Below are 20,311 nucleotides of genomic sequence, written 5' to 3' on the forward strand. Positions count from 1 at the left end.
CTAGGAGAGCTTCGGTGGGCGTTGCTGACCTTGGGCTGCCGGTGGACGTTCCCTCGACGGCTCTGTTCACCGATCACTACGAGCTGACGATGCTCCAGGCCGCGCTGAAGTCGGGGACGGCCGGGCGGCGCAGCGTGTTCGAGGTCTTCACCCGGCGGCTGCCCGACGGGCGCCGCTACGGGGTCGTGGGCGGTACCGGGCGGGTGCTGGACGCGGTGGAGAACTTCCGCTTCGACGCGGACGTCCTCAGGTTCCTGCGCGAGCGCCGGGTGGTGGACGAGCCGACCCTGGAGTGGCTCGCCGGCTACCGGTTCGGCGGGGACATCTGGGGCTACCCCGAGGGCGAGGTGTACTTCCCGGGCTCGCCGATCATGCGGGTGGAGGGGTCGTTCGGCGAGTGCGTGCTGCTGGAGACGGTGATCCTGTCGATCCTCAACCACGACTCGGCGATCGCGGCCGCCGCCTCGCGGATGTCCTCGGCCGCCCAGGGCCGCCCGCTGATCGAGATGGGCGCCCGCCGCACCCATGAGCTGGCCGCGGTCGCCGCCTCGCGGGCCGCCTACCTCGGCGGCTTCACCTCCACCTCCGACCTGGCCGCCGGCTTCCGCTACAACATCCCGACCGTGGGCACCTCCGCGCACGCCTTCACCCTGCTGCACGACAGCGAGCGGGACGCCTTCCAGGCACAGGTCGACTCGCTCGGCCGGGACACCACGCTGCTGGTGGACACATACGACGTGGCCGAGGCGGTCCGTACGGCCGTCGAGATCGCCGGGCCCGAGCTGGGCTCGGTGCGCATCGACTCCGGCGACCTGCTGCTGGTCGCGCACCGGGTGCGGCAGCAGCTCGACGAGCTGGGCGCCCGTGACACGAGGATCATCGTCACCTCGGACCTGGACGAGTACGCCATCGCCTCGCTGGCGGCGGCGCCCGTGGACGCCTACGGCGTCGGCACCCAGCTGGTCACCGGCTCCGGGCACCCGACGGCGTCCATGGTCTACAAGCTGGTCGCGCGCGCCGGGAGCGGTGACGCCGGGGCGCCGCTGGTGCCGGTGGCGAAGAAGTCCACCGGCGGCAAGACCTCCATCGGCGGCCGCAAGTGGGCGGCGCGCCGACTGGACGCGTACGGGGTCGCGGAGGCCGAGGTCGTGGGCACCGGTCCGGTGCCGGACGCGCTGGCCGGCCGGCAGCTCCTGGTGGAGCTGGTCAAGGGCGGCGAGGTGGTCGCCCGCGAGCCACTGGACGCGGCCCGGGAGCGGCACGCGGCCGCCCGTGCCAACCTGCCGCTGTCGGCGACCCAGCTGTCCAGAGGGGAACCCGTCCTTCCGACGGAGTACGTACACCGGGGCTCGGGTAGCTAGGGGGTGTCTGACACCCCCTGAAGCACGTGCCCCCGCTTCGGTACCCCCCGAAAGGTCCCCTCCCGTCCCAGTGGCGAAGTTCCCGGGCCCATGGCCTCACGACCGGACCCGTGCCTTCTCCGCCCACCGATCCGACAGCCGAAGGACACCGCCCATGCGTCGCGCCTTGATCGTCGTCGATGTGCAGAACGACTTCTGCGAGGGGGGCAGCCTCGCGGTGGCCGGGGGCGCCGACGTCGCCGCCGCCGTCACCGAGCTCATCGGGCAGGCCCCCGCGGGCTACCGGCACGTGGTGGCGACCCGGGACCACCACATCGCGCCCGGCGGCCACTTCGCCGACAACCCCGACTTCGTCCGCTCCTGGCCGGCGCACTGTGTCGCGGGCACCGAGGGTGTGGGCTTCCATCCGAACTTCGCCCCCGCCGTCGCCTCGGGAGCCGTAGACGCGGTCTTCGACAAGGGCGCGTACTCGGCGGCCTACAGCGGCTTCGAGGGCACCGACGAGAACGGCGAGCCGCTGGCCGACTGGCTCAGGGCCCGGCAGATCGACGAGGTGGACGTGGTCGGAATCGCCACGGACCACTGTGTCCGCGCCACCGCCCTGGACGCCGTGAAGGAGGGCTTCCGCACCCAGGTCCTCCTTGACCTCACGGCCGGGGTCTCCCGGTCCACCACGGACCGGGCCCTGGAGGACCTGCGTCAGGCAGGCGTGACCCTCACCGGCAAACCGGTGGTCGCCTAGGCCTGTCCGGGGACGGCCGTCACGAGGGCTGGTGGTGGGCCGGGGGTCTGCGCAGCAGGGCTCTGATCGGGTGCCACAGTTCCGGGGCGCCGACGGTGTCGCCGGGGGACGTGCGCCATATCAGGCCGTCGGGGTGGTGCAGGACCGCGGTGACCTCGTCCGGGGTCGGCGGGGCCGCGTTGCCCCGCAGGTAGACCGCGCGCAGGCCCAGGTTGCGCAGCCGGGTCAGGGCCCGGGCGCGGTTCTGCGCGTGGACGAGCACGCGCACGCCGCCGGTGCCGTCGACGGCGGGGCTGGGCAGGTTCAGCGCCACCACCACGGTGCCGTTCGGCAGCTTGCAGAAACCTCCTGCGGCCATGCGGTCACTTCCCCGTTCCGGTCGGTGTCAATAAGCGGGTCACAGGACGCACCTAAACACGATCGGCGGCAACCCGCCAGGGGGGTTGCCGCCGATACGTGCTTGACCTGCGCAGACGCCGATTACTTCAGCGCGCCGCCGACCTCGAGCTCGATCGTGGAGCCGTCCTTGGCCTCCTTGGTGATCTTGATCTTGGTGTTGGTGTCAGTGATCTTGACACCGCCGGCCGGGTTCGCCGGGTCGTAGTAGGTGTTGGTGCGGTCGTTGAAGACCGACACCCCCTTCGACGACTTGATCTTCGTCGCGACGCCCGCCTTGTGCAGCGTGATGCCGTCCGTGCCGTACAGGCTGAACGTCGAGTCGTAGGTCTGGATGCGGTTGCGCATCAGCGTGCCGTCGGACCACCGCAGCGCGTCCGGGTGCGAGTCGACCGGGAGGATCCGGCCGACACCCGGGTGCTTGCTGGTGTTGTTGTCGGCCTGGGAGGTGTCCCACTTCCAGATCAGCAGACCGTTCTGGTACGCGTAGTGCTCCACCCAGTCCGGACGGTCGGCGAAGCCGAAGTTGTACGGGCCGGTCTCCAGCGTGGTGTCGTACGACGCGTACTGGCGGTTCTCGGCTATGTAGTACTGCTTGTAGTCCTTGCTGAAGGACGCGCCGATGCGGGAGAAGCCGTTCGCCGTCCACGCCGGGTCCGCGGTCTCGGCGTCGTCCGCGAAGACCACCGAGCCGTCAGCGGTCAGCGTGATCCGGTCGGCCGTGAAGCCCTTCAGCGCCACTCCGCCGTCGGTCTGGTAGCGGAAGCGGAGCAGGACCTTCTGGCCCGCGTAGGCGTCCAGGGAGTACGACAGCTTCTTCCAGCCGTCGACCGAGCCGTGCAGGGCCGGGTTGCCGCTGCCGTCGCGCGGGATCGGCTGCCCGTTCACCGTGCCGTCCAGGGCGGTGTAGTTGGCGCCGCCGTCGGTGGAGACCTCGGTGTAGAGGAAGTCGTAGTTGGCCTCGATGTCGTACCAGCCGTCGAGCGTGAGGGCGGCCGACGTCTTGCCGGTGAGGTCCACGGACCGGGTCAGCGTGTTCTTCAGGTTGTTGGCGCTGCCGCTCCACCACTGCATGGCACCCTGGGCCGGAGTGACGATCGTGGTGGTGACCGCCTTGTCGGGCAGGGAGACCACCACGGCCTGCCGGTGCTTGGTGTTGTACTCGGACAGACCCAGCTTGTGCGCGGAGCTCACGCCCGCCTTGGCGACGTCGTAGTTCAGCCAGCCGAGCTGGAGCTTGTCCCAGGCGTTCATGTCGCCGGGCAGGTCGCCGATGGCTTCCTTGCCGCGGCCGAGCCAGGAACCGGAGGACATCAGCGTCCAGAAGCCGGTGGAGTTCTCGCCGCCGGCCGTGTCGTACTCGTCCGGCAGGCCGAGGTCGTGGCCGTACTCGTGCGCGTAGACGCCCAGGCCGCCGTTCTCCGGCTGGATGGTGTAGTCGCCGACCCAGATGCCGGTGTTGCCGATCTGCGCGCCGCCGAGCTTGTTGTACTCGGGGCCGGTGGCGCCGGCGTCCGTGCCGAAGGCGTACCAGCGGTGGGCCCAGATCGCGTCGGTGCCCTGGGCGCCGCCGCCGGCGGACTCGTCCTCACCGGCGTGCACGATCTGGAAGTGGTCGATGTAGCCGTCGGGCTCGTTGAAGTTGCCGTCGCCGTTGTAGTCGTAGCGGTCCCACTGGTCGTACTGGGCCAGGTCCGCCTTGATCTGGGCGTCGGTCCGGCCGGCCGCCTTCTGCTGCGCGACCCAGGCGTTCACACCGTCGCTGACGATGTTCCACACGCTCGGGCAGTTGGTGGAGCCGCACGCGTTGTTGCCGTAACGGGCCTCGTTCCAGGGCACCTTGACCCAGTCGGAGACCGTGCCGTCGACCGAGTAACGGCCCGAGGACTGGGTCTCGTAGTACTTCTTCACCGACTCGGTGTTCTTGGCGGTGCCGAAGTACAGGTCCTGGAAGTGCTTCTGGTTGTAGTCCTTCTGCCAGGCCGTGGAGTTGTCCTTCTTGCGGTCCGGCGCGGCGATCTCGTTGTGCAGCGGACCGGGGGTGCCGCCGAACTTCGGGTCCGCCTTGTCGCCGAACTCGACCAGGATGGTGAAGATCTTGTCGGTCTTCTCCCGGCCCAGCTCGACGTACTTGGTGTCGCCCTTCTTGCCCTTGAGCTCGACGACCTTGGAGCCCTTGCGGTCCTGCACCTTGGCCTTGCCGGCGATGACCTGGCTCAGGGCCTCCTGGCGCTGGGCCTTCTGCGTCTTGCTCAGCGGGCCGTCCAGGTCGTGCGAGTGCTGCGCCACCGGCTGCGGGTCGTGCCGGTTCACGGAGGCGGAGTCGGCCGTCGTCGCGGCCTCCGCCACGGCGAACGTCGAGAACGTGGCGGTGGCCGCCGCGAGCGCGACACCGATCGCGGTCGTTCTGAACGTCCAGCGTCTACTGGTCACTTGTGGTCCTCCCGTACCGCGTCCGTGCGCGCGCAAGGGGGATCACGGACCATGGGAAGGTCCGCGCGCGATGGACGGGGTGTAGTCAAGTGACGTCATTCGACTAGACGTTCGTAAGAAAAAACAGTCTTGACTTGAACCCGTCAAACATATTATGCAAGGCGGGCGATCGTTCCGCGGACCCGGACGAGCCAGGGCCGAACGGCCCCTGTGGGCGCGTACACCCGTCCACTGGGTGGACGGCATGACTCCGTGCGCCCCCCGTGCACCGGCACCAGGGGTTAGGTCGCGCTTACCAGCGGTTCCTCTCGGGCACACAGGCGAATAGAGTCGATTGACGGACCGCCAGGAAACCGGTGGGAAGCCAGGCCGACACCCGCGTCACACCTGCAGATGCCTGTCCGCACCCTCCCCCGCAGCGAGAGGCACGGGGGGAGACCCCCACTTCCGAGGACCGATTGCCATGCCTCGTCCGACCGCCGCACAGCTCGCCTACGGTTCCTGCACCGTGATCCTCTCGACGCTCGCCATGCTGCTGCTGTCCCGGACGAGTTCGGGCCCGGGGATCGTGGTCATCGCCCTCGCGGCACTCGCGCTGGGGCTCCTGGTCGCCATGACGGTGCCGATGCCGAAGGCACGCGCGACCGAGTCGGCCGGCGCCCGGAAGACCGACGGCCGGCAGGCGCGATCGCAGGCACGGGCTCGGGCGCGGGCGCACCGGGAACCCGTCCCGGCCGGAGTCGAGCCGGTACGGGGGCCTACGGCTCCCTGACCTCCCCGGCGCCCGGAGGCGAGGTCAACCGGTGCTGACCACCACCGTCTTGGCCGCCTTGTCGTGCAGTCCCTGCTTGTAGGGGCGGTCGAAGAAGCTCCAGCCGCCGCTGATCGCCAGCCACAGGCAGGCGCAGCAGAACCAGAACGGGATCCAGAGCACCGCCGCGCGCGCCAGCGCGGTCGGGACGGACGGGGTGGAGCCGTCGTCGAGGTTGGCCACGCGCATGCCCAGCCACTTCTTGCCCAGGGTCTGCCCGTACCGGGAGATCATGAAGGTGTCGTAGGCCATGTAGAGCACGAGGCCGACCGCCGACTGCGCCACGGACTTGCCGACCTGTACGTTCCCGGAGTTGACCGCGTACTCGTTGACCCGCAGGCCCCAGGTGACGAGGGTGACGACGATGCCGACCAGGACCAGGTCGATGATCCGGGCGAGGGTGCGTTTGCCGCTGTCGGCGAGCGGGGGCATACCGGCGAGCGGGTCACCGCCGTAGGGACCGCCGCCGTAACCGCCGCCCTGGGGGCCGCCTCCGTAGGGACCGTCTCCGTATCCGCCACCCTGCGGGCCGTAGGGGCCACCGCCGCGCTGCTGCCCACCGCCGTACGGCCCACCGCCGGGAGGCGGCTGCTCGCCGGGGGGCGGGGGTTGCTCGCCGGGAGGCGGGGGCATGCCTGCCGACGGGTCGCCGTAGTACGGGCCGCCACCGGACTTTCCCTCACCCTGACCGCCGCCCCACGCGCCGTCGCCGTGGGGTGGTCGCCGTCCTCCGGGGGAAGGGGGCCGCTGTCCGGAGCCGGGGGGCGGTTCGGTGCTCATGCGCCGAGTGGATCGCGGCCCCGGCGGCCTCGCATCCGGTGCGCGGCCGTACGGATGAGCAGGGAATCCACGGGACCGGCCCGGCGGGGTCGGAGTCGCCCCCGCCGGGCCGGTCAGCCCTCAGCCCGCCACGAACGTGTGCGCCGCCTTGTCGTGCCAGCACTGGCGCCACGGACGGTCGAACAGGCACCACGCCATGCCCACGAGGCCGATACCGAGCAGCCCCGGGACGCCCCAGACCAGCCAGCGGCGCAGGGCCGGGCCGAACGACGGGGGCTCGTGGCCCTCGATGTCCCGCACCTCCAGTCCGCACAGCTTCTTGCCCAGGGTGCGGCCCCACTTGGCGGTGGGCAGCACCTCGTAGACGACGCCGACCAGCAGCAGGACCGCGAGGACGACGGCGAGGTACGTCCCCGTGGTGCCGTCCAGGAGCCAGACCGTCACCGTGCGGCCGGACAGCTTGGCCTCGTCGATCTTGCCGTTGACGTGGTCGATCGCCTTGGTGCCCAGCGGTACGGCGGCCAAGGCGGTGACGCCCCCGAGGACGACGGAGTCGACGAGCCGGGCGGCCAGCCTCTTGCCGAGCCCTGCGGGCCGGGCCGCCGCCTGCCGTCGCGCCGCCGCCTGGAACGGGTCCTCGACCGGCGGCTTCCAAGGCGCGCCGGGCTGCTGCTCACCCGACCCGGCGAGCCGGTGCACCTGCTGCGCCCAGGACGACTGACCTCCACCGGAACCACTGGACATCGGCGACACACCGGGACCCGACGCACCGGGCGGGCCCGACGCGGCCCCCGCTGACGCGACCGAGGCAGAAGCGGAGGCACCCCCTAGCCCCTGCGCGGCGGCACCACCCGGCCGGGACCCGGCCTGCCCCGGCCGCTGACCCGAGGCGGCACCCGGCCAGGAACCGGCCTCGCCCGCTCCCTGCGCGGAAGCAGCACCCGGCCGGAGCCCGACCTGCTCCGACGCCTGACCCGAGGCAGCACCCGGCCAGGAACCGGCCTCGCCCGCTCCCTGCGCGGAAGCAGCACCCGGCCGGAGCCCGACCTGCCCCGACGCCTGACCAGAGGCAGCACCCGGCCAGGAACCGGCCTCGCCCGCTCCCTGCGCGGAAGCAGCACCCGGCCGGAGCCCGACCTGCCCCGACGCCTGACCAGAGGCAGCACCCGACCAGGAACCGGCCTCGCCCGCTCCCTGCGCGGAAGCAGCACCCGGCCGGAGCCCGACCTGCCCCGACGCCTGACCAGAGGCAGCACCCGACCAGGAACCGGCCTCGCCCGCTCCCTGCGCGGAAGCAGCACCCGGCCGGAGCCCGACCTGCCCCGACGCCTGACCAGAGGCAGCACCCGACCAGGAACCGGCCTGAGCCGGCCCCTCCGAACCAGCGGCACCCGACGGGGGGCCAACCTGGCCCGGCGCCTGGGCCGAGGCAGCACCCGGCTGCGATCCGGCCTGCTCCGGCGCCTGACCACCCGAGGCGGCGCCCGGCCAGGGACCGGCCTGGCCCGCCCCCTGCGCGGAAGCGGTACCCGGCGGAGGTTCGAACCGGCCCGGCGTCCGGGCCGAGGCGGCGGCCGGCCGGGGATCGGCCTCGCCCGGTGCTTGCGCGGCGGCCGCCCGCGCGGCGGCGGCCTTCCCGGCCCCGAAACCGGGGCCGCCGGTACCGCTCGCGGCGGGAGCCCCGGCGGGCCCGGCGCCGCCGGACGGGACCCCGGGCGCGGGCGCGCCCTGTCCGGGGACGCCCGGCGCGCCTGCCGCCGGGTTCCGGGGAGGCACCGTTCGGAAGGTCACCGTGCCCTCGTCGACGGGCGCGCCCGGGCCCGGAACCCCGGGAGCGGGGTCACCCGGGGTCCCCGCGGCGTCCCCCGTCGTAGGCCGTCGGAAGACGAACGTGCCGTCGGGGTGGCCGGTGTCAGCAGCATGGGCCGTGGGGTCCGTCGTGTGGGCGAGCCTCGGGTCGGCCGGGGCCGGGGCGCCCCAGGAGACGCGGTGGTCCTGCTCGCCGAAGCCGGACTGCCGGTTGCGGTCGGCGCCCCACGACGACGCCGGTTCTGACCCGCCTCCCCGCGGTGCCGCGACGGGGTCCTCGTCGAAGAAGTGCGGCCCCGTCTCCTCGACCGCCAAGGCCGCCGCGGAGCCCGCGCCGGGCGGCGGGCCGAGCGGCTCGCCGTCGGCCGGCGCCGGGCGGCTGGTGCCCGGCACCCAGGCGGCGCCGTTCCAGTACCGGACGTAGCCAGGGATGGACGGGTCCGGGTAGTAGCCCTCGCGGGGCCTGTCGTCACCGGGTGCCGGGGTTGGGGCGCTCATGTCCGTCGTCCCGTATCTGCTCGGGGGCCGTATTGGGGGCCTCCACATCTATCAGACCGAGGCAGGCGACACGTCCGGTCCGGCCCGACCCACTCCTTTCCGGGCAACCTCGTACACCTGCTTCACGATCACGCGACATTCGGATCGAAAAAGTTCGGGTGACTCGCGTAATGCCCGGTGTCCGGCGCCCTCTCCCTTCACACGGGCCCACCGAGAGGCCCGTGTGAAGAGAGGAGAGGGCCCATGCGGCACACCGTGGTCGAGCGCGAACTGGAACTGAGAATGATCGTGTCGCCCGAGTACGACGTCCCCGTCCCGGCGCGGCTCGCCTACCGCACCGACGACCCCTACGCCGTGCACGTCGTCTTCCACGTCGACTCCGAGCACCCCGTGCACTGGACGTTCGCGCGGGACCTGCTCGTGGAGGGGGTGTTCCGGCCGTGCGGGGACGGCGACGTGCGGGTGTGGCCGTCGAAGGCGCTGGGCCGCAGCGTGGTCCTGCTGGCGCTGAGCGCGCCCGACGGCGAGGCCCTGCTGGAGGCGACCGCCGCGCAGGTGGCGGCCTGGCTGGAGCGCACGCTGCGCCTGGTGCCGCCGGGCAGCGAGGGCGAGCAGCTCGGCATCGACGACGAGCTGGCCGGCCTGCTCGCCCAGTGAACGCGCGTGCGTCAGAACAGCTTGCCGGGGTTGAGGATGCCCAGCGGGTCGAAGGCGTGTTTGATCGCCCGCTGCATCTCGACCCCGACCGGCCCGATCTCGCGCGCCAGCCACTCCTTCTTCAGTACGCCCACGCCGTGTTCACCGGTGATGGTGCCGCCGAGTTCGAGGCCGAGGGCCATGATCTCGTCGAAGGACTCGCGGGCGCGCCGCGACTCGTCGGGGTCCTGCGCGTCGAAGCAGACGGTCGGGTGGGTGTTGCCGTCGCCCGCGTGCGCGCAGACACCGATGGTGAGCTGGTACTTCTCGGCGATCCGTTCGATGCCTTCGAGCATCTCGCCGAGCCGGGAGCGGGGCACGCACACGTCGTCGATCATCGTCGTGCCCTTGACGGCCTCCAGCGCGGTGAGCGACAGCCGCCGCGCCTGCAGCAGCATCTCGGACTCGGCGGCGTCGTCGGCGGGGACGACCTGGGTGGCGCCGGCCGCCTCGCACAGCTCGGCGACCGCGGCGAGGTCGGCGGCCGGGTCCGGGGTGTCGAAGGCGGCCAGCAGCAGCGCCTCGGTCGTCTCCGGCAGGCCCATGTGGGCAAGGTCGTTGACGGCCTTCACCGTCGTACGGTCCATGAGCTCCAGCAGGGAGGGCACATGCCCTCCCGTCATGATCCGGCACACGGCGTCGCAGGCGGCGGCCGCGGAGGCGAACTCGGCGGCCAGTACGAGCTGCTGCGGCGGCTGCGGCTTGAGCGCAAGGACGGCCCGTACGACGATGCCGAGCGAGCCCTCGGAGCCGACGAACAAACGGGTCAGGTCGTATCCGGCGACGCCCTTGGCGGTGCGGCGGCCGGTGGACATCAACCGCCCGTCGGCGAGAACGACGTCCAGGCCGAGCACGTACTCGGCGGTGACCCCGTACTTCACGCAGCACAGACCGCCGGAGGCGGTGCCGATGTTGCCGCCGATGGTGCACATCTCCCAGCTGGAGGGGTCCGGCGGGTAGTACAGGCCGTGCTCGTTCACCGCGCGGGAGAGCGCCGCGTTGACGACGCCCGGTTCGACGACCGCGATCCGGTCGACCGGGCTGATCTCCAGGACGCGGTCCATTCTGGTCAGGGACAGCACGATGCAGCCCTCGGAGGCGTTGGCCGCGCCGGACAGGCCGGTGCGTGCGCCCTGCGGCACGACCGGAACCCTCAGTTCGGTGGCGGTGCGCATGATGTGCTGGACCTGCTCCACCGTGCGCGGCAGGACGACGACGGCCGGGACGCCGGAGGGGCAGAAGCTCGCCATGTCGTTGGCGTAGGAGGCCGTGACATCGGGATCGATGAGGACTGCCTCGGCCGGAAGGCCCGCCAGGAGCCGATCGGTGAGGAGGTTGCCCTGTACTTCTTCAGGTGCGGCTTCAATGCGGCTCACGATCACAGCCTCGCACCCGCGGCCATCGGTGTGAACCCCGTCGGCCCCGCCCCTCGGCCTGCCGGGTGACGGCCGCCGTCCTGACGCACAGTGTGCGCCATGGAGAACCCTCAGCCGAGCCCGGACACGTCCGTGACCAGCGACCCGCGGCGGTGCCTGTCCCGCCGGGTGCGCCGGGTGCTCCTCACCCTGCTCGTGGCGGCTGGCGCGCTCGGCACGGTGTGGCTGATGCTGCCGGCGCAGCGGGACGGGACGAGGGCGCCCGGGCCGCCCCGGCCGCCGGTTCCGGCCCCCGGGGTGGCACCGGCCGTGGTGGATGCCGGGGTGCCGGCCTCGCTGCCCGGTCCGACGGCGCTGATCATTCAGCGGCAACGGCACCTGCGGGCGCGCCCGTCGGACGCCGGGGCGTGGGCCGTGCTCGGGGCCGCCCACGTCGAGCGGGGGCGGCGCGCGGCGGGTGTCGCCCCGGCCCGGTGAGCACCGCGACGCGGCCCGCCCGCCGCGCGGGTGTCGCGGCGGGCGGGCGGACGGGATGCCGGGAGCGCGGCGGACGGGCTCGCGGCGGCGGGCTCAGAGGTTGCCGCGGCGCTCCTGCTCGCGCTCGATCGCCTCGAACAGGGCCTTGAAGTTGCCCTTGCCGAAGCCCATGGAGCCGTGCCGTTCGATGAGCTCGAAGAAGACGGTCGGGCGGTCCTGGACCGGCTTGGTGAAGATCTGCAGCAGGTAGCCGTCCTCGTCGCGGTCGGCGAGGATCTTCAGCTCGCGCAGGGTCTCCACGGGCACGCGGGTGTCGCCGACCCACTGGCCGAGGGTGTCGTAGTAGGAGTCGGGGGTGTCCAGGAACTCGACACCGGCGGCGCGCATCGCGCGTACGGTCTGCACGATGTCGTTGGTGTTGAGCGCGATGTGCTGGACGCCGGCGCCGCCGTAGAATTCCAGGTACTCGTCGATCTGGGACTTCTTCTTGGCGACGGCGGGCTCGTTGATCGGGAACTTGACCTTGAGCGTGCCGTCGGCCACGACCTTCGACATCAGCGCGCTGTACTCGGTGGCGATGTCGTCGCCCACGAACTCCTTCATGTTCGTGAAGCCCATGACCTTGTTGTAGAACTCGACCCACTCGTTCATCCGGCCGAGTTCGACGTTGCCGACGCAGTGGTCCACGGCCTGGAAGAAGCGCTGGGCGGGCGGCTCGACGATGGGGGCGGCGGCCGCGTAGCCGGGCAGGTACGGGCCCTCGTAGCCGGACCGCTCGACCAAGGTGTGGCGGGTCTGCCCGTAGGTGGCGATCGCGGCGAGGACGACGGTGCCGTGCTCGTCCTTCACCTCGTACGGCTCGGTCACCGAGCGGGCGCCGTGCTCGATGGCGTACGAGTACGCGGCACGCGCGTCCGGGACCTCGATGGCGAGGTCGACGACGCCGTCGCCGTGCTCGGCCACGTGCTGGGCGAGGAAGGTACCCCACTCGGTGGCGGGCTTGACCACCGAGGTGAACACGAACCGGGCGGAGCCGCTCTCCAGGACGTAGCTCGCGGTCTCGCGGCTGCCGTTCTCCGGTCCGGAGTAGGCGACCAGCTTCATGCCGAAGGCGGTGGAGTAGAAGTGCGCCGCCTGCTTGGCGTTGCCCACGGCGAAGACGACCGCGTCCATTCCCTTGACCGGGAAGGGGTCGGCCTGCCGGGCGGTCGCGTCGGGAGTGAGGTGTGTGGTCTGCGTCATAGCGGAAGGGTCACCCGGTCTCGCAAGGTGCGCAATAGTTCGCTCACTCACTGGGCAATGTGCTCAGCGGAAGCAGGGAGCCTTCGGGCTTTCTGTACAGGATGACCATCAGGGAGGCGGAACGTGGCGATCGATCATCTGGACGGCCGCATCATCGTGCTGCTGGCGCGTGAGCCGCGCATCGGCGTGCTGGAGATGTCGCGGCGGCTGGGGGTGGCGCGGGGGACGGTCCAGGCGCGTCTCGACCGCCTCCAGGTGCGCGGGGTGATCCGCGGTTTCGGCCCGGAGGTGGACCCGGCGGCGCTCGGCTATCCGGTGACGGCGTTCGCGACGCTGGAGATCCGCCAGGGGCAGGGGGCGGACGTACGGGCGCATCTGGCGGCCGTGCCGGAGGTGCTGGAACTGCACACCACCACCGGCTCGGGGGACATGCTGTGCCGGCTGGTGGCCCGGTCGAACGCCGACCTCCAGCGGGTGATCGACCGGGTGGTGGACTTCGAGGGCATCGACCGGGCGTCGACGGCGATCGTGATGGAGAACCCGGTGCCGCTGCGGATCATCCCGCTCGTGGAGCAGGCCGCGTCGGAGGAGTGAGACCGAGTTACAAAGAACCCGTTGCAAAGCTCTCTTTGCAACGCTATCTTTGCATGCATGGACGAGCCCCCGGACCCTCAGGTCCGCCCTCTCGACGCCCGCTCGCTGCGCGGTCTGGCGCACCCGCTGCGCATGCGGCTGCTGACCACGCTGCGACATGGCGGGCCGGCCACCGCATCCCAACTCGCCGCGAAACTTGGCGAGTCCAGCGGAGCCACCAGTTACCACCTGCGCCAGCTCGCCGCGCACGGCTTCGTCGAGGACGCGCCCGAGCACGGCAAGGGACGGGAGCGCTGGTGGCGGGCGGCCCACGGAGGGGTCAGCTTCGACGAGACGCTGTTGAAGGACCCCGACCCCCAAGTGCGCGGCGCCGCCGACCTGTTCCTGCACGAACTCGCCAACCAGCGCACGCAGGAGCTGTCGACCTGGCTCGGCACCAGGCACGACTGGTCCGAGGCCTGGACCCGCGCCTCGGACATGAGCGACTGGACCCTGCGCCTGACGCCCGAACTCGCCCTCGGCCTCATCGGGAAGATGCACGAACTCCTGGAGAGCTACCGGGCCCTGGCCCCCGAGGACGGCACCCCGGACACCGAGATGGTGCGCGTCCACACGCACGTCTTCCCCAACCGCACGGACTGAGAGGTCATCCCATGCATCCCGAGATCCACCTCGCACTGCACCGCACCCGCGCCGCCGAACTCCAGGCCGAGGCGCACCGCCCGGCCGCCCCGGCCGACGCACCCGGCGCCCTGCGCACCCGGCTGGGCTGGACCCTCGTGGAACTCGGCCTGCGCCTGGCCGCGGGGCCGAGGCCGGCCCCGGCTCTCTAGGGGGCGATGGAAAAGCGGCTCTAGCAGCTGGGGACCTTGTCCAGGCCCTTCTCCATGACGACCAGGGCGTCGACCGCGCCCTTGAGGGTGGTCACCGGGACCAGGCGCAGCCCCTTGGGCAGTTCGGCCTTCGCGTCGGCGCACTCGGCCCTCGGGACCAGGAAGACGGTGGCGCCGTCCCGGTGGGCGGCCTGGGTCTTGAGGGCCACACCGCCGACCGCGCCGACCGTGCCGTCGGCGTTGATGGTGCCCGTACCGGCGATGGTGCGGCCGCCGGTGAGGTCACCGCCGTTGCCGTCGCCGTGCAGCTTGTCGATGATGCCGAGGGAGAACAGCAGGCCCGCGCTGGGGCCGCCGACGTCGGCGAGCTTCAGCGTGACCCTGACCTTCATGTCGCTGACGCCGAGGTACCTCAGGGCGGCCCGGGTGGCCGCGTCCTGGGACTGCCTCATCTGCTGCGCGTTGTGCTGCTCGATCTCCTTGACGCTGTTGCCGCTCGGGTAGACCGCGTCACGCGGCATGACCGCCCGGTCGGTGGCGAACCAGCCGTCGATCACGTCCCCCAGCGAGACGTGCGCGTCCGGGCCGGTGGCCTCGATGGTCGTCATCCGGAGCTGCCCGCTGGTCGTGCGGGTGGGCGCTCCGGAGATGGTGATGACCTGGGTGCCCTTGTTCTCCCCCAGCACGTTCGCCGTCATCCCGGGCTGCGCCACCGAGAACGGCAGCGGCGCGAGCACCGCCGTGGCGATCAGGGCCGCGACGGGCAGCGCACAGACGGCGAGGGCCTGGGAGCGTGTGAGACGAGAGAGCACGGGATCAATCTATCCCCCGCACGAGATCCGGCCAGCGGGCGACCGCTCCCCCACGAGCGCTCCCCCGCGACCCCTTCGACGACCGCTCCGACGACCGCTCCGCCGCGACCGTGAGGAGCCGTGCCGCACAGGCCCAGGGGCGGCGGTCAGCGCAGGGCCTCCGCCACCTCGCGGGCCGCGTGGACGACCCGGGGTCCGACCCGTTCCGGTACGGCGTCCGCCAGCATGACGACCCCGACGCTGCCCTCCAGGCCGGTCACGCCGAGCAGGGGTGCCGCCGCACCGCAGGCACCGGCCTCCAGCTCGCCGTGGGTCAGGGTGTAGCCGGGTTCCGCGGCCGGCCGGCGGCGGGCCTCGAGGATCGCCTTGCCCGCGGCGCCCCGCTCCAGGGTGTGCCGGAAACCGGCCCGGTAGGCCACGTGGTACTCGGTCCACGTCGGTTCGACCACGGCGACGGCCAGCGCCTCCGCGCCGTCCACCAGCGTCAGATGCGCGGTCGCCCCGATGTCCTCGGCCAGCGACCGCAGCGCCGGCAGCGCCGCCTCCCGTACCAGCGGATGCACCTGGCGGCCCAGCCGCAGCACTCCCAGCCCGACCCGGGCGCGGCCGCCCAGATCGCGGCGGACGAGCATGTGCTGCTCCAGGGTGGCGAGCAGCCGGTACACCACGGTCCGGTTGACGCCCAGTCTGATCGACAGCTCGGTGACGGTCAGCCCGTGGTCCGTCTCGGCCAGCAGTTTGAGGACCCTCAGTCCCCGGTCGAGCGTCTGGGAGGTCTCCGCGGTCACGACGCCCACTCCTTAGTGGTGAGGTCGGCGGCCCTCTCCGCGTCGCGCGCGTCACCGGGTCCCGTCGGTGACGCGCAGCGGAGGCCCCCGATCGGCCGACGGTCCGGGCCGCCCGGACTGAAGTCGCTTCACGGCTGCGCTCCGTGGCGGCTCTGCCACGGTGCGTCGGCGTAGCCGGACATTAGCGAAGGAGTTCGCTGAGCGGAAGCCTCCGTCCAGAATCCGGTCACCGACCGGTAGGAAGTGCGGAGTTCATCCCGATATGCACTCGCGGTGGTGCCGGGGGGCCACGCATCAGGAACGCGCGGCCGCACCCCGGGTCACTTCATCCGTGTCGCCCACTCCTGCACCTTGGCGATGCGCTGGCGCAGCTGCCCCGGCGTCGCCTCGGCGCTGGGCGGACCACCGCACACCCGGCGCAGCTCGGTGTGGACGACCCCGTGCGGCTTGCCGCTCTGGTGGACGTACGCGCCGACCATCGTGTTGAGCTGCCGGCGCAGCTCCATCAGCTCCTTGTGGGTCACCACCGGCCGCCGGTCGGCGGGCAGTTCGAGCAGGTCGGCCTCGGTGTCGGGCCGCTTGCGGCTGTGCGCGATCTGCCGGGCCTGCCGCTTCTGGAGCAGCATCTGCACCTGCTCGGGTTCGAGCAGGCCCGGGATGCCGAGGTAGTCCTGCTCCTCGTCGCTGCCCGGGTGTGCCTGCATGCCGAACTCGGCGCCGTCGTAGAGGACCCGGTCGAAGACGGCGTCGGACTCCAGCGCCTCGAAGGGCAGCATGTCCTGCTCGCCGGTGTCCTCGTCCTGCTCCCGGTTCGCCTCGTCCATCTCCTTCTCGGACTCGGCGTACGGGTCCTCCTCGCCGTCCTTCTTCGGCTTGTCGAGGGCGTGGTCGCGCTCGACCTCCATCTCGTTGGCGAAGGTCAGCAGGTCCGGGACGGTCGGCAGGAAGACGGAGGCGGTCTCGCCGCGCCTGCGGGACCGTACGAAACGGCCGACGGCCTGGGCGAAGAAGAGCGGGGTGGAGATCGTGGTGGCGTACACGCCGACCGCGAGCCGGGGTACGTCGACGCCCTCGGAGACCATGCGGACGGCGACCATCCAGCGGTCCTCGCTGCCGCTGAAGTCGTCGATCCGCTGGGAGGCGCCGGCGTCGTCGGACAGGACGAGCGTCGCGCTGCTGCCCGTGATCTCGCGGATCAGCTTGGCGTAGGCGCGGGCGGATTCCTGGTCGGAGGCGATGACCAGGGCGCCGGCGTCCGGGATGGCCTTGCGGACCTCGGTCAGCCGCTGGTCGGCGGCGCGCAGCACGGCCGGCATCCACTCGCCGCGCGCGTCGAGCGCGGTGCGCCAGGCCTGGCTGACGGCGTCCTTGGTCATCGGCTCGCCGAGCCTGGCCTCGATCTCGTCGCCCGCCTTCGTGCGCCAGCGCATGTTGCCGCTGTAGGAGAGGAAGATGACGGGCCGGACGACGCCGTCGGAGAGGGCGGAGCCGTAGCCGTAGGTGTAGTCGGCGGAGGAACGCCGGATGCCGGCCGAGTCCTCCTCGTACGTGACGAACGGGATGGGGTTGGTGTCCGAGCGGAACGGCGTACCGGTGAGGGCGAGGCGGCGGGTCGCTGGCTCGAAGGCCTCCAGGCACGCCTCGCCCCACGACTTGGAGTCGCCGGCGTGGTGGATCTCGTCGAGGATGACGAGGGTCTTGCGCTGCTCGACGCGGTTGCGGTGCAGCATGGGGCGTACGCCGACGCCCGCGTACGTCACGGCGACGCCGTGGTACGACTTGCCGAGCGGGCCCGCGCTGTACTCCGGGTCGAGCTTGATGCCTATCCGCGCGGCGGCCTCGGCCCACTGCTTCTTCAGGTGCTCGGTCGGCGCGACCACGGTCACCTGCTGGACGACGTGGTGGTGCAGCAGCCAGGAGGCCAGCGTCAGCGCGAAGGTCGTCTTTCCGGCGCCGGGGGTGGCCACCGCCAGGAAGTCGCGGGGCTGGTTCTGGACGTACTTCTCCAACGCCCCCTGCTGCCAGGCACGCAGCTTCCCGGCCGTACCCCAGGGGGCGCGACCGGGAAAGGCGGGCGAGAGATGGTGGGAGTGGGACGAGCTGGCGGCGGTAGTAGTCACGGTCTCCGGTTCGCTGTGCTGGGGGTCTCGGCTACGTATGACGACCGGGCCACCCTACCGGTGCCCCCACCCGGCACTCAGGGCAACAACGCCACATCCGGCGCGGGTGCGACAGGCGTCACAGATCAGCGAGCGAAGCGCGGCAGCACACGGTGTCACCGGGGCTCTGTCCGCAGCCGCCGTGTCACCCACGCTCCCGTCAGGGCCACCGCCGCCATCGGGAGGAAGACCACCGCGAACGCCGCCGGGTGGGAGGCGGAGGCCGTGGTGGCGGTGGTGTGGGCCACCGTGCCGCCGCCCAGCGCGGCGAAGGCGGCGCCGCCCGCGGCGAGCAGGACGACGTTGGAGAGGGCGTCGGAGATCTGCAGGGCCGCGGAGTTGGTGCCGGCCTCCTCGGGTGCCGACAGCCGCAGCAGCAGCACGCTGGTGGAGGCGATGACCAGGCCCATGCCGAAGCAGCCGAAGGCCCAGGCGACGGCGACCGTCCAGACCGGGACGGCGGCGATCAGCACACTGGGCGCGGCGGCGATGGCCGCGGCCACCAGCACCATCCCGATGGTCATCAGCCGCTCCCGGTACGGCGCCATCCGCGGCTGCGACTGCACCCACGAGCCCAGCGCCCAGGTGACCCCGCCGGCCGCGAGGGAGAACCCGGCCAGCGTCGGGGACAGCCCCCGCTGAGTGACGAGCATCAGCGGCACGAAGGACTCGGCGGCGATGAAGGAGCCCGCCGCGACCCCGCGCAGCAGCACGACGGACGGCAGCCCGCGCGCCGCCCGGTACGTGCCGCGCGGCAGCAGCCCCCGCACGGCCGGGACCAGCAGCGCGGCCCCGGCCGCTCCGGGCAGCAGCGACAGCCAGCGCAGGTCCTGGGCCGCGTACTGGAGCAGCCCGGCGCCCAGGGAGATGCCGAGGGCGAGCCGGATGCGGCGCAGGTCGAAGGAGGACTGCTCGGCGCTCTCCCCGGCGCCCTCGCCCACCGGACCGCCTGCCCGTCGCCGTATCTGCGGCAGGGCGATGGCCAGCGGGAACACCACGAGCACCGGAATGCCGACGAAGACCCAGCGCCAGCCCAGATGCTCGGTCACCGCGCCCGAGGCGAGCGGGCCGACGATCGACGGGACCACCCAGGCCGCCGCGAACGCCGCCATGATCGACGGGCGCAGCCGCTCGGGGTAGGCCCGCCCGACGACGACGTACAGGGCGACGATCACCAGGCCGCCGCCGAGCCCCTGCACGGCGCGCCCGGCGATGAACACCCACATCGTGCTCGCCGTCCCGGCCAGCAGCAGCCCGGCCACGAACGAACCGATCCCCGCGGTCAGCGGGGCCAGGGGACCGCGCCGGTCCGACCACTGTCCGGAAAGCACCATCCCGAACAGGCTGGTGGTGAAGAACCCCGAGAACGCGAACGCGTACAGCGACACCCCGTCCAGCTCCCGCGCCGCCACGGGCATGGCCGTGCCGACGGCGGTCGCCTCGAAGGCGATCAGCAGGACGACGGAGACGATCCCGATGCTCAGCGCCCGGTGGTCGCGGCTCAGCACGGTGCCGGCCGGCACGTCGTGGGGACCGGATCTGTCGGAGATGTCGGCGACCTCAGCGTCGCGCGGTTCCAGGGCGCTCATGGTCGCCAGAGTAAGGTGCGCAGCCTGCTTTGGCCCCTGTCGGGAGTACCCTCACGGCCGGGACCTTGGTCGTACGACCACCGTCCGAGCCCTCGTTCATGAACGCCGCATGGCAGTCGCGTTGCGGCCCCCGCCCTGCCCTTGAGCCCCGGTCGCCTGCGCCCTACGGTCGATTTCACCGATTCCGGGCCGGCGAAGCCCCTTTCGCCCCCGACACGGCCGTGTGCCCGAATGGTTCAGGGACTCGCCTGCAAAGCGAGTTACGCGGGTTCGATTCCCGCCACGGCCTCTCAGTGGGCGTGGGAGATCCGCCGGCGGCGCAGGAGCCAGAGGGTGAAGGCGAGGGTGGAGACGTCCTTGGTGAGGGGGGCCGGCGCGGATTCGGGGCCGGTCCAGGTGAGGACCTCGCCGGTGGTGCCGTCGACCAGCAGGCTGCTGCCGTCGGCGAAGCGGCCGAGGCGTATCAACTGGTGGGCGCGGGCGGGGAGTTCGTCGGGCCAGAAGTCGTCGGGGCACTCATCGGCGCAGAACTCGGCGAGCGTCGGCAGGGGCACGTCGGTGTCGGACTGGAGGAGTACGCCGTCCTCGGGCAGACCCGTGTCGCGCAGGAAGCGGCGGGTGGGCTCGTGGGTGAGAGTGGCGGGAAAGTCGACGTCCTCGTAGCGCGCGATCCCGCCGCGGCCGAACTCACGGTGCAGCAGGTGGGCGCGCAGGTCGAGGGTGAGTCCGGAGGCCGTGCCGGGCCTGACGGCCGGAACCGCCGGGCGGACGCGGGCCGCCGGGCGGTCGGGAGCCGCCATCGGCCGGAACGCGAACTCGCCGTAGGAACGGCGCAGTTCGCGGGCCCTCTCGGGCAGGGTGATCACCCTGACAACGGTGTCGGTCATGCTCATCGTTCCCCCGTGCGGTTCAGTT

The 20,311-nt window shown here is 72.0% G+C and carries 19 protein-coding genes, 1 tRNA gene and 2 pseudogenes; 10 read left to right on the forward strand and 12 right to left on the reverse strand.

The window, feature by feature from the left end; genetic code table 11:
• Window positions 1–14: 14 nt before the first annotated feature.
• A complete protein-coding gene (locus OIE49_RS14255; RefSeq protein WP_326802648.1) occupies window positions 15–1,361 on the forward strand; it encodes a nicotinate phosphoribosyltransferase in 1,347 nt (448 codons plus the stop codon).
• 154 nt (window positions 1,362–1,515) lie between these two features.
• Window positions 1,516–2,103 carry an isochorismatase family protein gene (locus OIE49_RS14260; protein WP_326802649.1) on the forward strand — a complete coding sequence of 196 codons (588 nt, stop codon included), beginning with the start codon at window positions 1,516–1,518 and terminating at the stop codon, window positions 2,101–2,103.
• A gap of 19 nt (window positions 2,104–2,122) precedes the next feature.
• On the opposite strand, the gene OIE49_RS14265 is transcribed toward OIE49_RS14260, so the two are convergent.
• Both OIE49_RS14265 and OIE49_RS14270 read right to left on the reverse strand, forming a co-directional pair.
• Window positions 2,123–2,461: a hypothetical protein gene (locus OIE49_RS14265; protein WP_100569300.1), complete on the reverse strand. Its 339-nt coding sequence runs from the start codon at window positions 2,459–2,461 to the stop codon at window positions 2,123–2,125.
• Between the two features lie 122 nt (window positions 2,462–2,583).
• Window positions 2,584–4,932, reverse strand: coding sequence for an immune inhibitor A domain-containing protein (locus OIE49_RS14270; RefSeq protein ID WP_326802650.1), 2,349 nt, complete (start codon window positions 4,930–4,932; stop codon window positions 2,584–2,586).
• A 463-nt stretch (window positions 4,933–5,395) separates the two neighbouring features.
• Here OIE49_RS14270 and OIE49_RS14275 point away from each other — a divergent pair, with 463 nt between their 5' ends.
• A complete protein-coding gene (locus tag OIE49_RS14275) occupies window positions 5,396–5,704 on the forward strand; it encodes a hypothetical protein (protein WP_326802651.1) in 309 nt (102 codons plus the stop codon).
• Between the two features lie 24 nt (window positions 5,705–5,728).
• On the opposite strand, the gene OIE49_RS14280 is transcribed toward OIE49_RS14275, so the two are convergent.
• Both OIE49_RS14280 and OIE49_RS14285 read right to left on the reverse strand, forming a co-directional pair.
• Window positions 5,729–6,523 (reverse strand): RDD family protein, encoded by a 795-nt coding sequence (locus OIE49_RS14280; protein ID WP_326802652.1) that lies wholly within the window; start codon window positions 6,521–6,523, stop codon window positions 5,729–5,731.
• Window positions 6,524–6,643: 120 nt separating this feature from the next.
• Window positions 6,644–7,276: pseudogene (locus OIE49_RS14285) on the reverse strand (RDD family protein); the annotation flags it as partial.
• A gap of 1,156 nt (window positions 7,277–8,432) precedes the next feature.
• Between OIE49_RS14285 and OIE49_RS14290 the strand changes: the two are divergent.
• Complete coding sequence (locus OIE49_RS14290) at window positions 8,433–8,756, forward strand: hypothetical protein (protein ID WP_326806443.1); 324 nt, start codon at window positions 8,433–8,435, stop codon at window positions 8,754–8,756.
• Here OIE49_RS14290 and OIE49_RS14295 read toward each other — a convergent pair.
• Window positions 8,735–8,878, reverse strand: a pseudogene (locus tag OIE49_RS14295) (DUF2510 domain-containing protein); the annotation flags it as partial. The gene OIE49_RS14290 and the pseudogene OIE49_RS14295 overlap by 22 nt on opposite strands.
• 195 nt (window positions 8,879–9,073) lie before the next feature.
• Here OIE49_RS14295 and OIE49_RS14300 point away from each other — a divergent pair.
• Window positions 9,074–9,487: an SsgA family sporulation/cell division regulator gene (locus tag OIE49_RS14300; RefSeq protein ID WP_326802653.1), complete on the forward strand. Its 414-nt coding sequence runs from the start codon at window positions 9,074–9,076 to the stop codon at window positions 9,485–9,487.
• 11 nt (window positions 9,488–9,498) lie between these two features.
• Here the strand turns inward: OIE49_RS14300 and OIE49_RS14305 are convergent, their stop codons facing one another.
• Window positions 9,499–10,908, reverse strand: a complete 1,410-nt coding sequence (locus OIE49_RS14305; RefSeq protein WP_326802654.1) for an FAD-binding oxidoreductase — start codon at window positions 10,906–10,908, stop codon at window positions 9,499–9,501.
• 93 nt (window positions 10,909–11,001) lie between these two features.
• Between OIE49_RS14305 and OIE49_RS14310 the strand changes: the two genes are divergently transcribed.
• Complete coding sequence (locus OIE49_RS14310; RefSeq protein WP_326802655.1) at window positions 11,002–11,379, forward strand: hypothetical protein; 378 nt, start codon at window positions 11,002–11,004, stop codon at window positions 11,377–11,379.
• A gap of 93 nt (window positions 11,380–11,472) precedes the next feature.
• Here OIE49_RS14310 and hppD read toward each other — a convergent pair whose 3' ends face one another.
• Window positions 11,473–12,621, reverse strand: a complete 1,149-nt coding sequence (hppD, locus tag OIE49_RS14315) for a 4-hydroxyphenylpyruvate dioxygenase (RefSeq protein ID WP_326802656.1) — start codon at window positions 12,619–12,621, stop codon at window positions 11,473–11,475.
• 123 nt (window positions 12,622–12,744) lie between these two features.
• Here hppD and OIE49_RS14320 point away from each other — a divergent pair, with 123 nt between their 5' ends.
• Genes OIE49_RS14320 through OIE49_RS14330 form a run of 3 tightly spaced genes read left to right on the forward strand, consistent with a single transcriptional unit; the run spans window position 12,745 to window position 14,048 of the window.
• Window positions 12,745–13,215, forward strand: a complete 471-nt coding sequence (locus OIE49_RS14320; protein ID WP_100569309.1) for an Lrp/AsnC family transcriptional regulator — start codon at window positions 12,745–12,747, stop codon at window positions 13,213–13,215.
• A 57-nt stretch (window positions 13,216–13,272) separates the two neighbouring features.
• Window positions 13,273–13,857: an ArsR/SmtB family transcription factor gene (locus tag OIE49_RS14325; protein ID WP_326802657.1), complete on the forward strand. Its 585-nt coding sequence runs from the start codon at window positions 13,273–13,275 to the stop codon at window positions 13,855–13,857.
• Window positions 13,858–13,868: 11 nt separating this feature from the next.
• A complete protein-coding gene (locus OIE49_RS14330; RefSeq protein WP_100569311.1) occupies window positions 13,869–14,048 on the forward strand; it encodes a hypothetical protein in 180 nt (59 codons plus the stop codon).
• Between the two features lie 20 nt (window positions 14,049–14,068).
• Here the strand turns inward: OIE49_RS14330 and OIE49_RS14335 are convergent, their stop codons facing one another.
• From OIE49_RS14335 to OIE49_RS14350, 4 genes are all read right to left on the reverse strand, one after another.
• Window positions 14,069–14,860, reverse strand: coding sequence for a S16 family serine protease (locus OIE49_RS14335; RefSeq protein WP_326802658.1), 792 nt, complete (start codon window positions 14,858–14,860; stop codon window positions 14,069–14,071).
• A gap of 146 nt (window positions 14,861–15,006) precedes the next feature.
• Window positions 15,007–15,648 carry an IclR family transcriptional regulator gene (locus OIE49_RS14340; protein ID WP_100569313.1) on the reverse strand — a complete coding sequence of 214 codons (642 nt, stop codon included), beginning with the start codon at window positions 15,646–15,648 and terminating at the stop codon, window positions 15,007–15,009.
• Between the two features lie 320 nt (window positions 15,649–15,968).
• On the reverse strand, window positions 15,969–17,768 hold the full coding sequence (locus OIE49_RS14345) for a DEAD/DEAH box helicase (protein WP_326802659.1): 1,800 nt from the start codon (window positions 17,766–17,768) through the stop codon (window positions 15,969–15,971).
• A 155-nt stretch (window positions 17,769–17,923) separates the two neighbouring features.
• Entirely contained in the window at window positions 17,924–19,396 is a 1,473-nt protein-coding gene (locus tag OIE49_RS14350) for an MFS transporter (protein WP_326802660.1), read from the reverse strand.
• Window positions 19,397–19,613: 217 nt separating this feature from the next.
• Here OIE49_RS14350 and OIE49_RS14355 point away from each other — a divergent pair.
• Window positions 19,614–19,685, forward strand: a tRNA-Cys gene (locus tag OIE49_RS14355).
• Between the two features lies 1 nt (window position 19,686).
• On the opposite strand, the gene OIE49_RS14360 is transcribed toward OIE49_RS14355, so the two are convergent.
• Window positions 19,687–20,283 carry an SUKH-4 family immunity protein gene (locus OIE49_RS14360; protein WP_442812236.1) on the reverse strand — a complete coding sequence of 199 codons (597 nt, stop codon included), beginning with the start codon at window positions 20,281–20,283 and terminating at the stop codon, window positions 19,687–19,689.
• Window positions 20,284–20,311 lie beyond the last annotated feature (28 nt).

This window comes from Streptomyces sp. NBC_01788 (genome assembly GCF_035917575.1).
Classification (GTDB): domain Bacteria; phylum Actinomycetota; class Actinomycetes; order Streptomycetales; family Streptomycetaceae; genus Streptomyces.

Bases quoted from the DNA above. Each gene is read 5' to 3' on its own strand.
- OIE49_RS14260 (WP_326802649.1), top strand. From the start codon at position 1,516: ATGCGTCGCGCCTTGATCGTCGTCGATGTGCAGAACGACTTCTGCGAG.
- OIE49_RS14265 (WP_100569300.1), bottom strand. From the start codon at position 2,461: ATGGCCGCAGGAGGTTTCTGCAAGCTGCCGAACGGCACCGTGGTGGTG.
- OIE49_RS14275 (WP_326802651.1), top strand. From the start codon at position 5,396: ATGCCTCGTCCGACCGCCGCACAGCTCGCCTACGGTTCCTGCACCGTG.
- OIE49_RS14280 (WP_326802652.1), bottom strand. From the start codon at position 6,523: ATGAGCACCGAACCGCCCCCCGGCTCCGGACAGCGGCCCCCTTCCCCC.
- OIE49_RS14300 (WP_326802653.1), top strand. From the start codon at position 9,074: ATGCGGCACACCGTGGTCGAGCGCGAACTGGAACTGAGAATGATCGTG.
- OIE49_RS14310 (WP_326802655.1), top strand. From the start codon at position 11,002: ATGGAGAACCCTCAGCCGAGCCCGGACACGTCCGTGACCAGCGACCCG.
- hppD (WP_326802656.1), bottom strand. From the start codon at position 12,621: ATGACGCAGACCACACACCTCACTCCCGACGCGACCGCCCGGCAGGCC.
- OIE49_RS14325 (WP_326802657.1), top strand. From the start codon at position 13,273: ATGGACGAGCCCCCGGACCCTCAGGTCCGCCCTCTCGACGCCCGCTCG.
- OIE49_RS14330 (WP_100569311.1), top strand. From the start codon at position 13,869: ATGCATCCCGAGATCCACCTCGCACTGCACCGCACCCGCGCCGCCGAA.
- OIE49_RS14350 (WP_326802660.1), bottom strand. From the start codon at position 19,396: ATGAGCGCCCTGGAACCGCGCGACGCTGAGGTCGCCGACATCTCCGAC.
- OIE49_RS14360 (WP_442812236.1), bottom strand. From the start codon at position 20,283: ATGACCGACACCGTTGTCAGGGTGATCACCCTGCCCGAGAGGGCCCGC.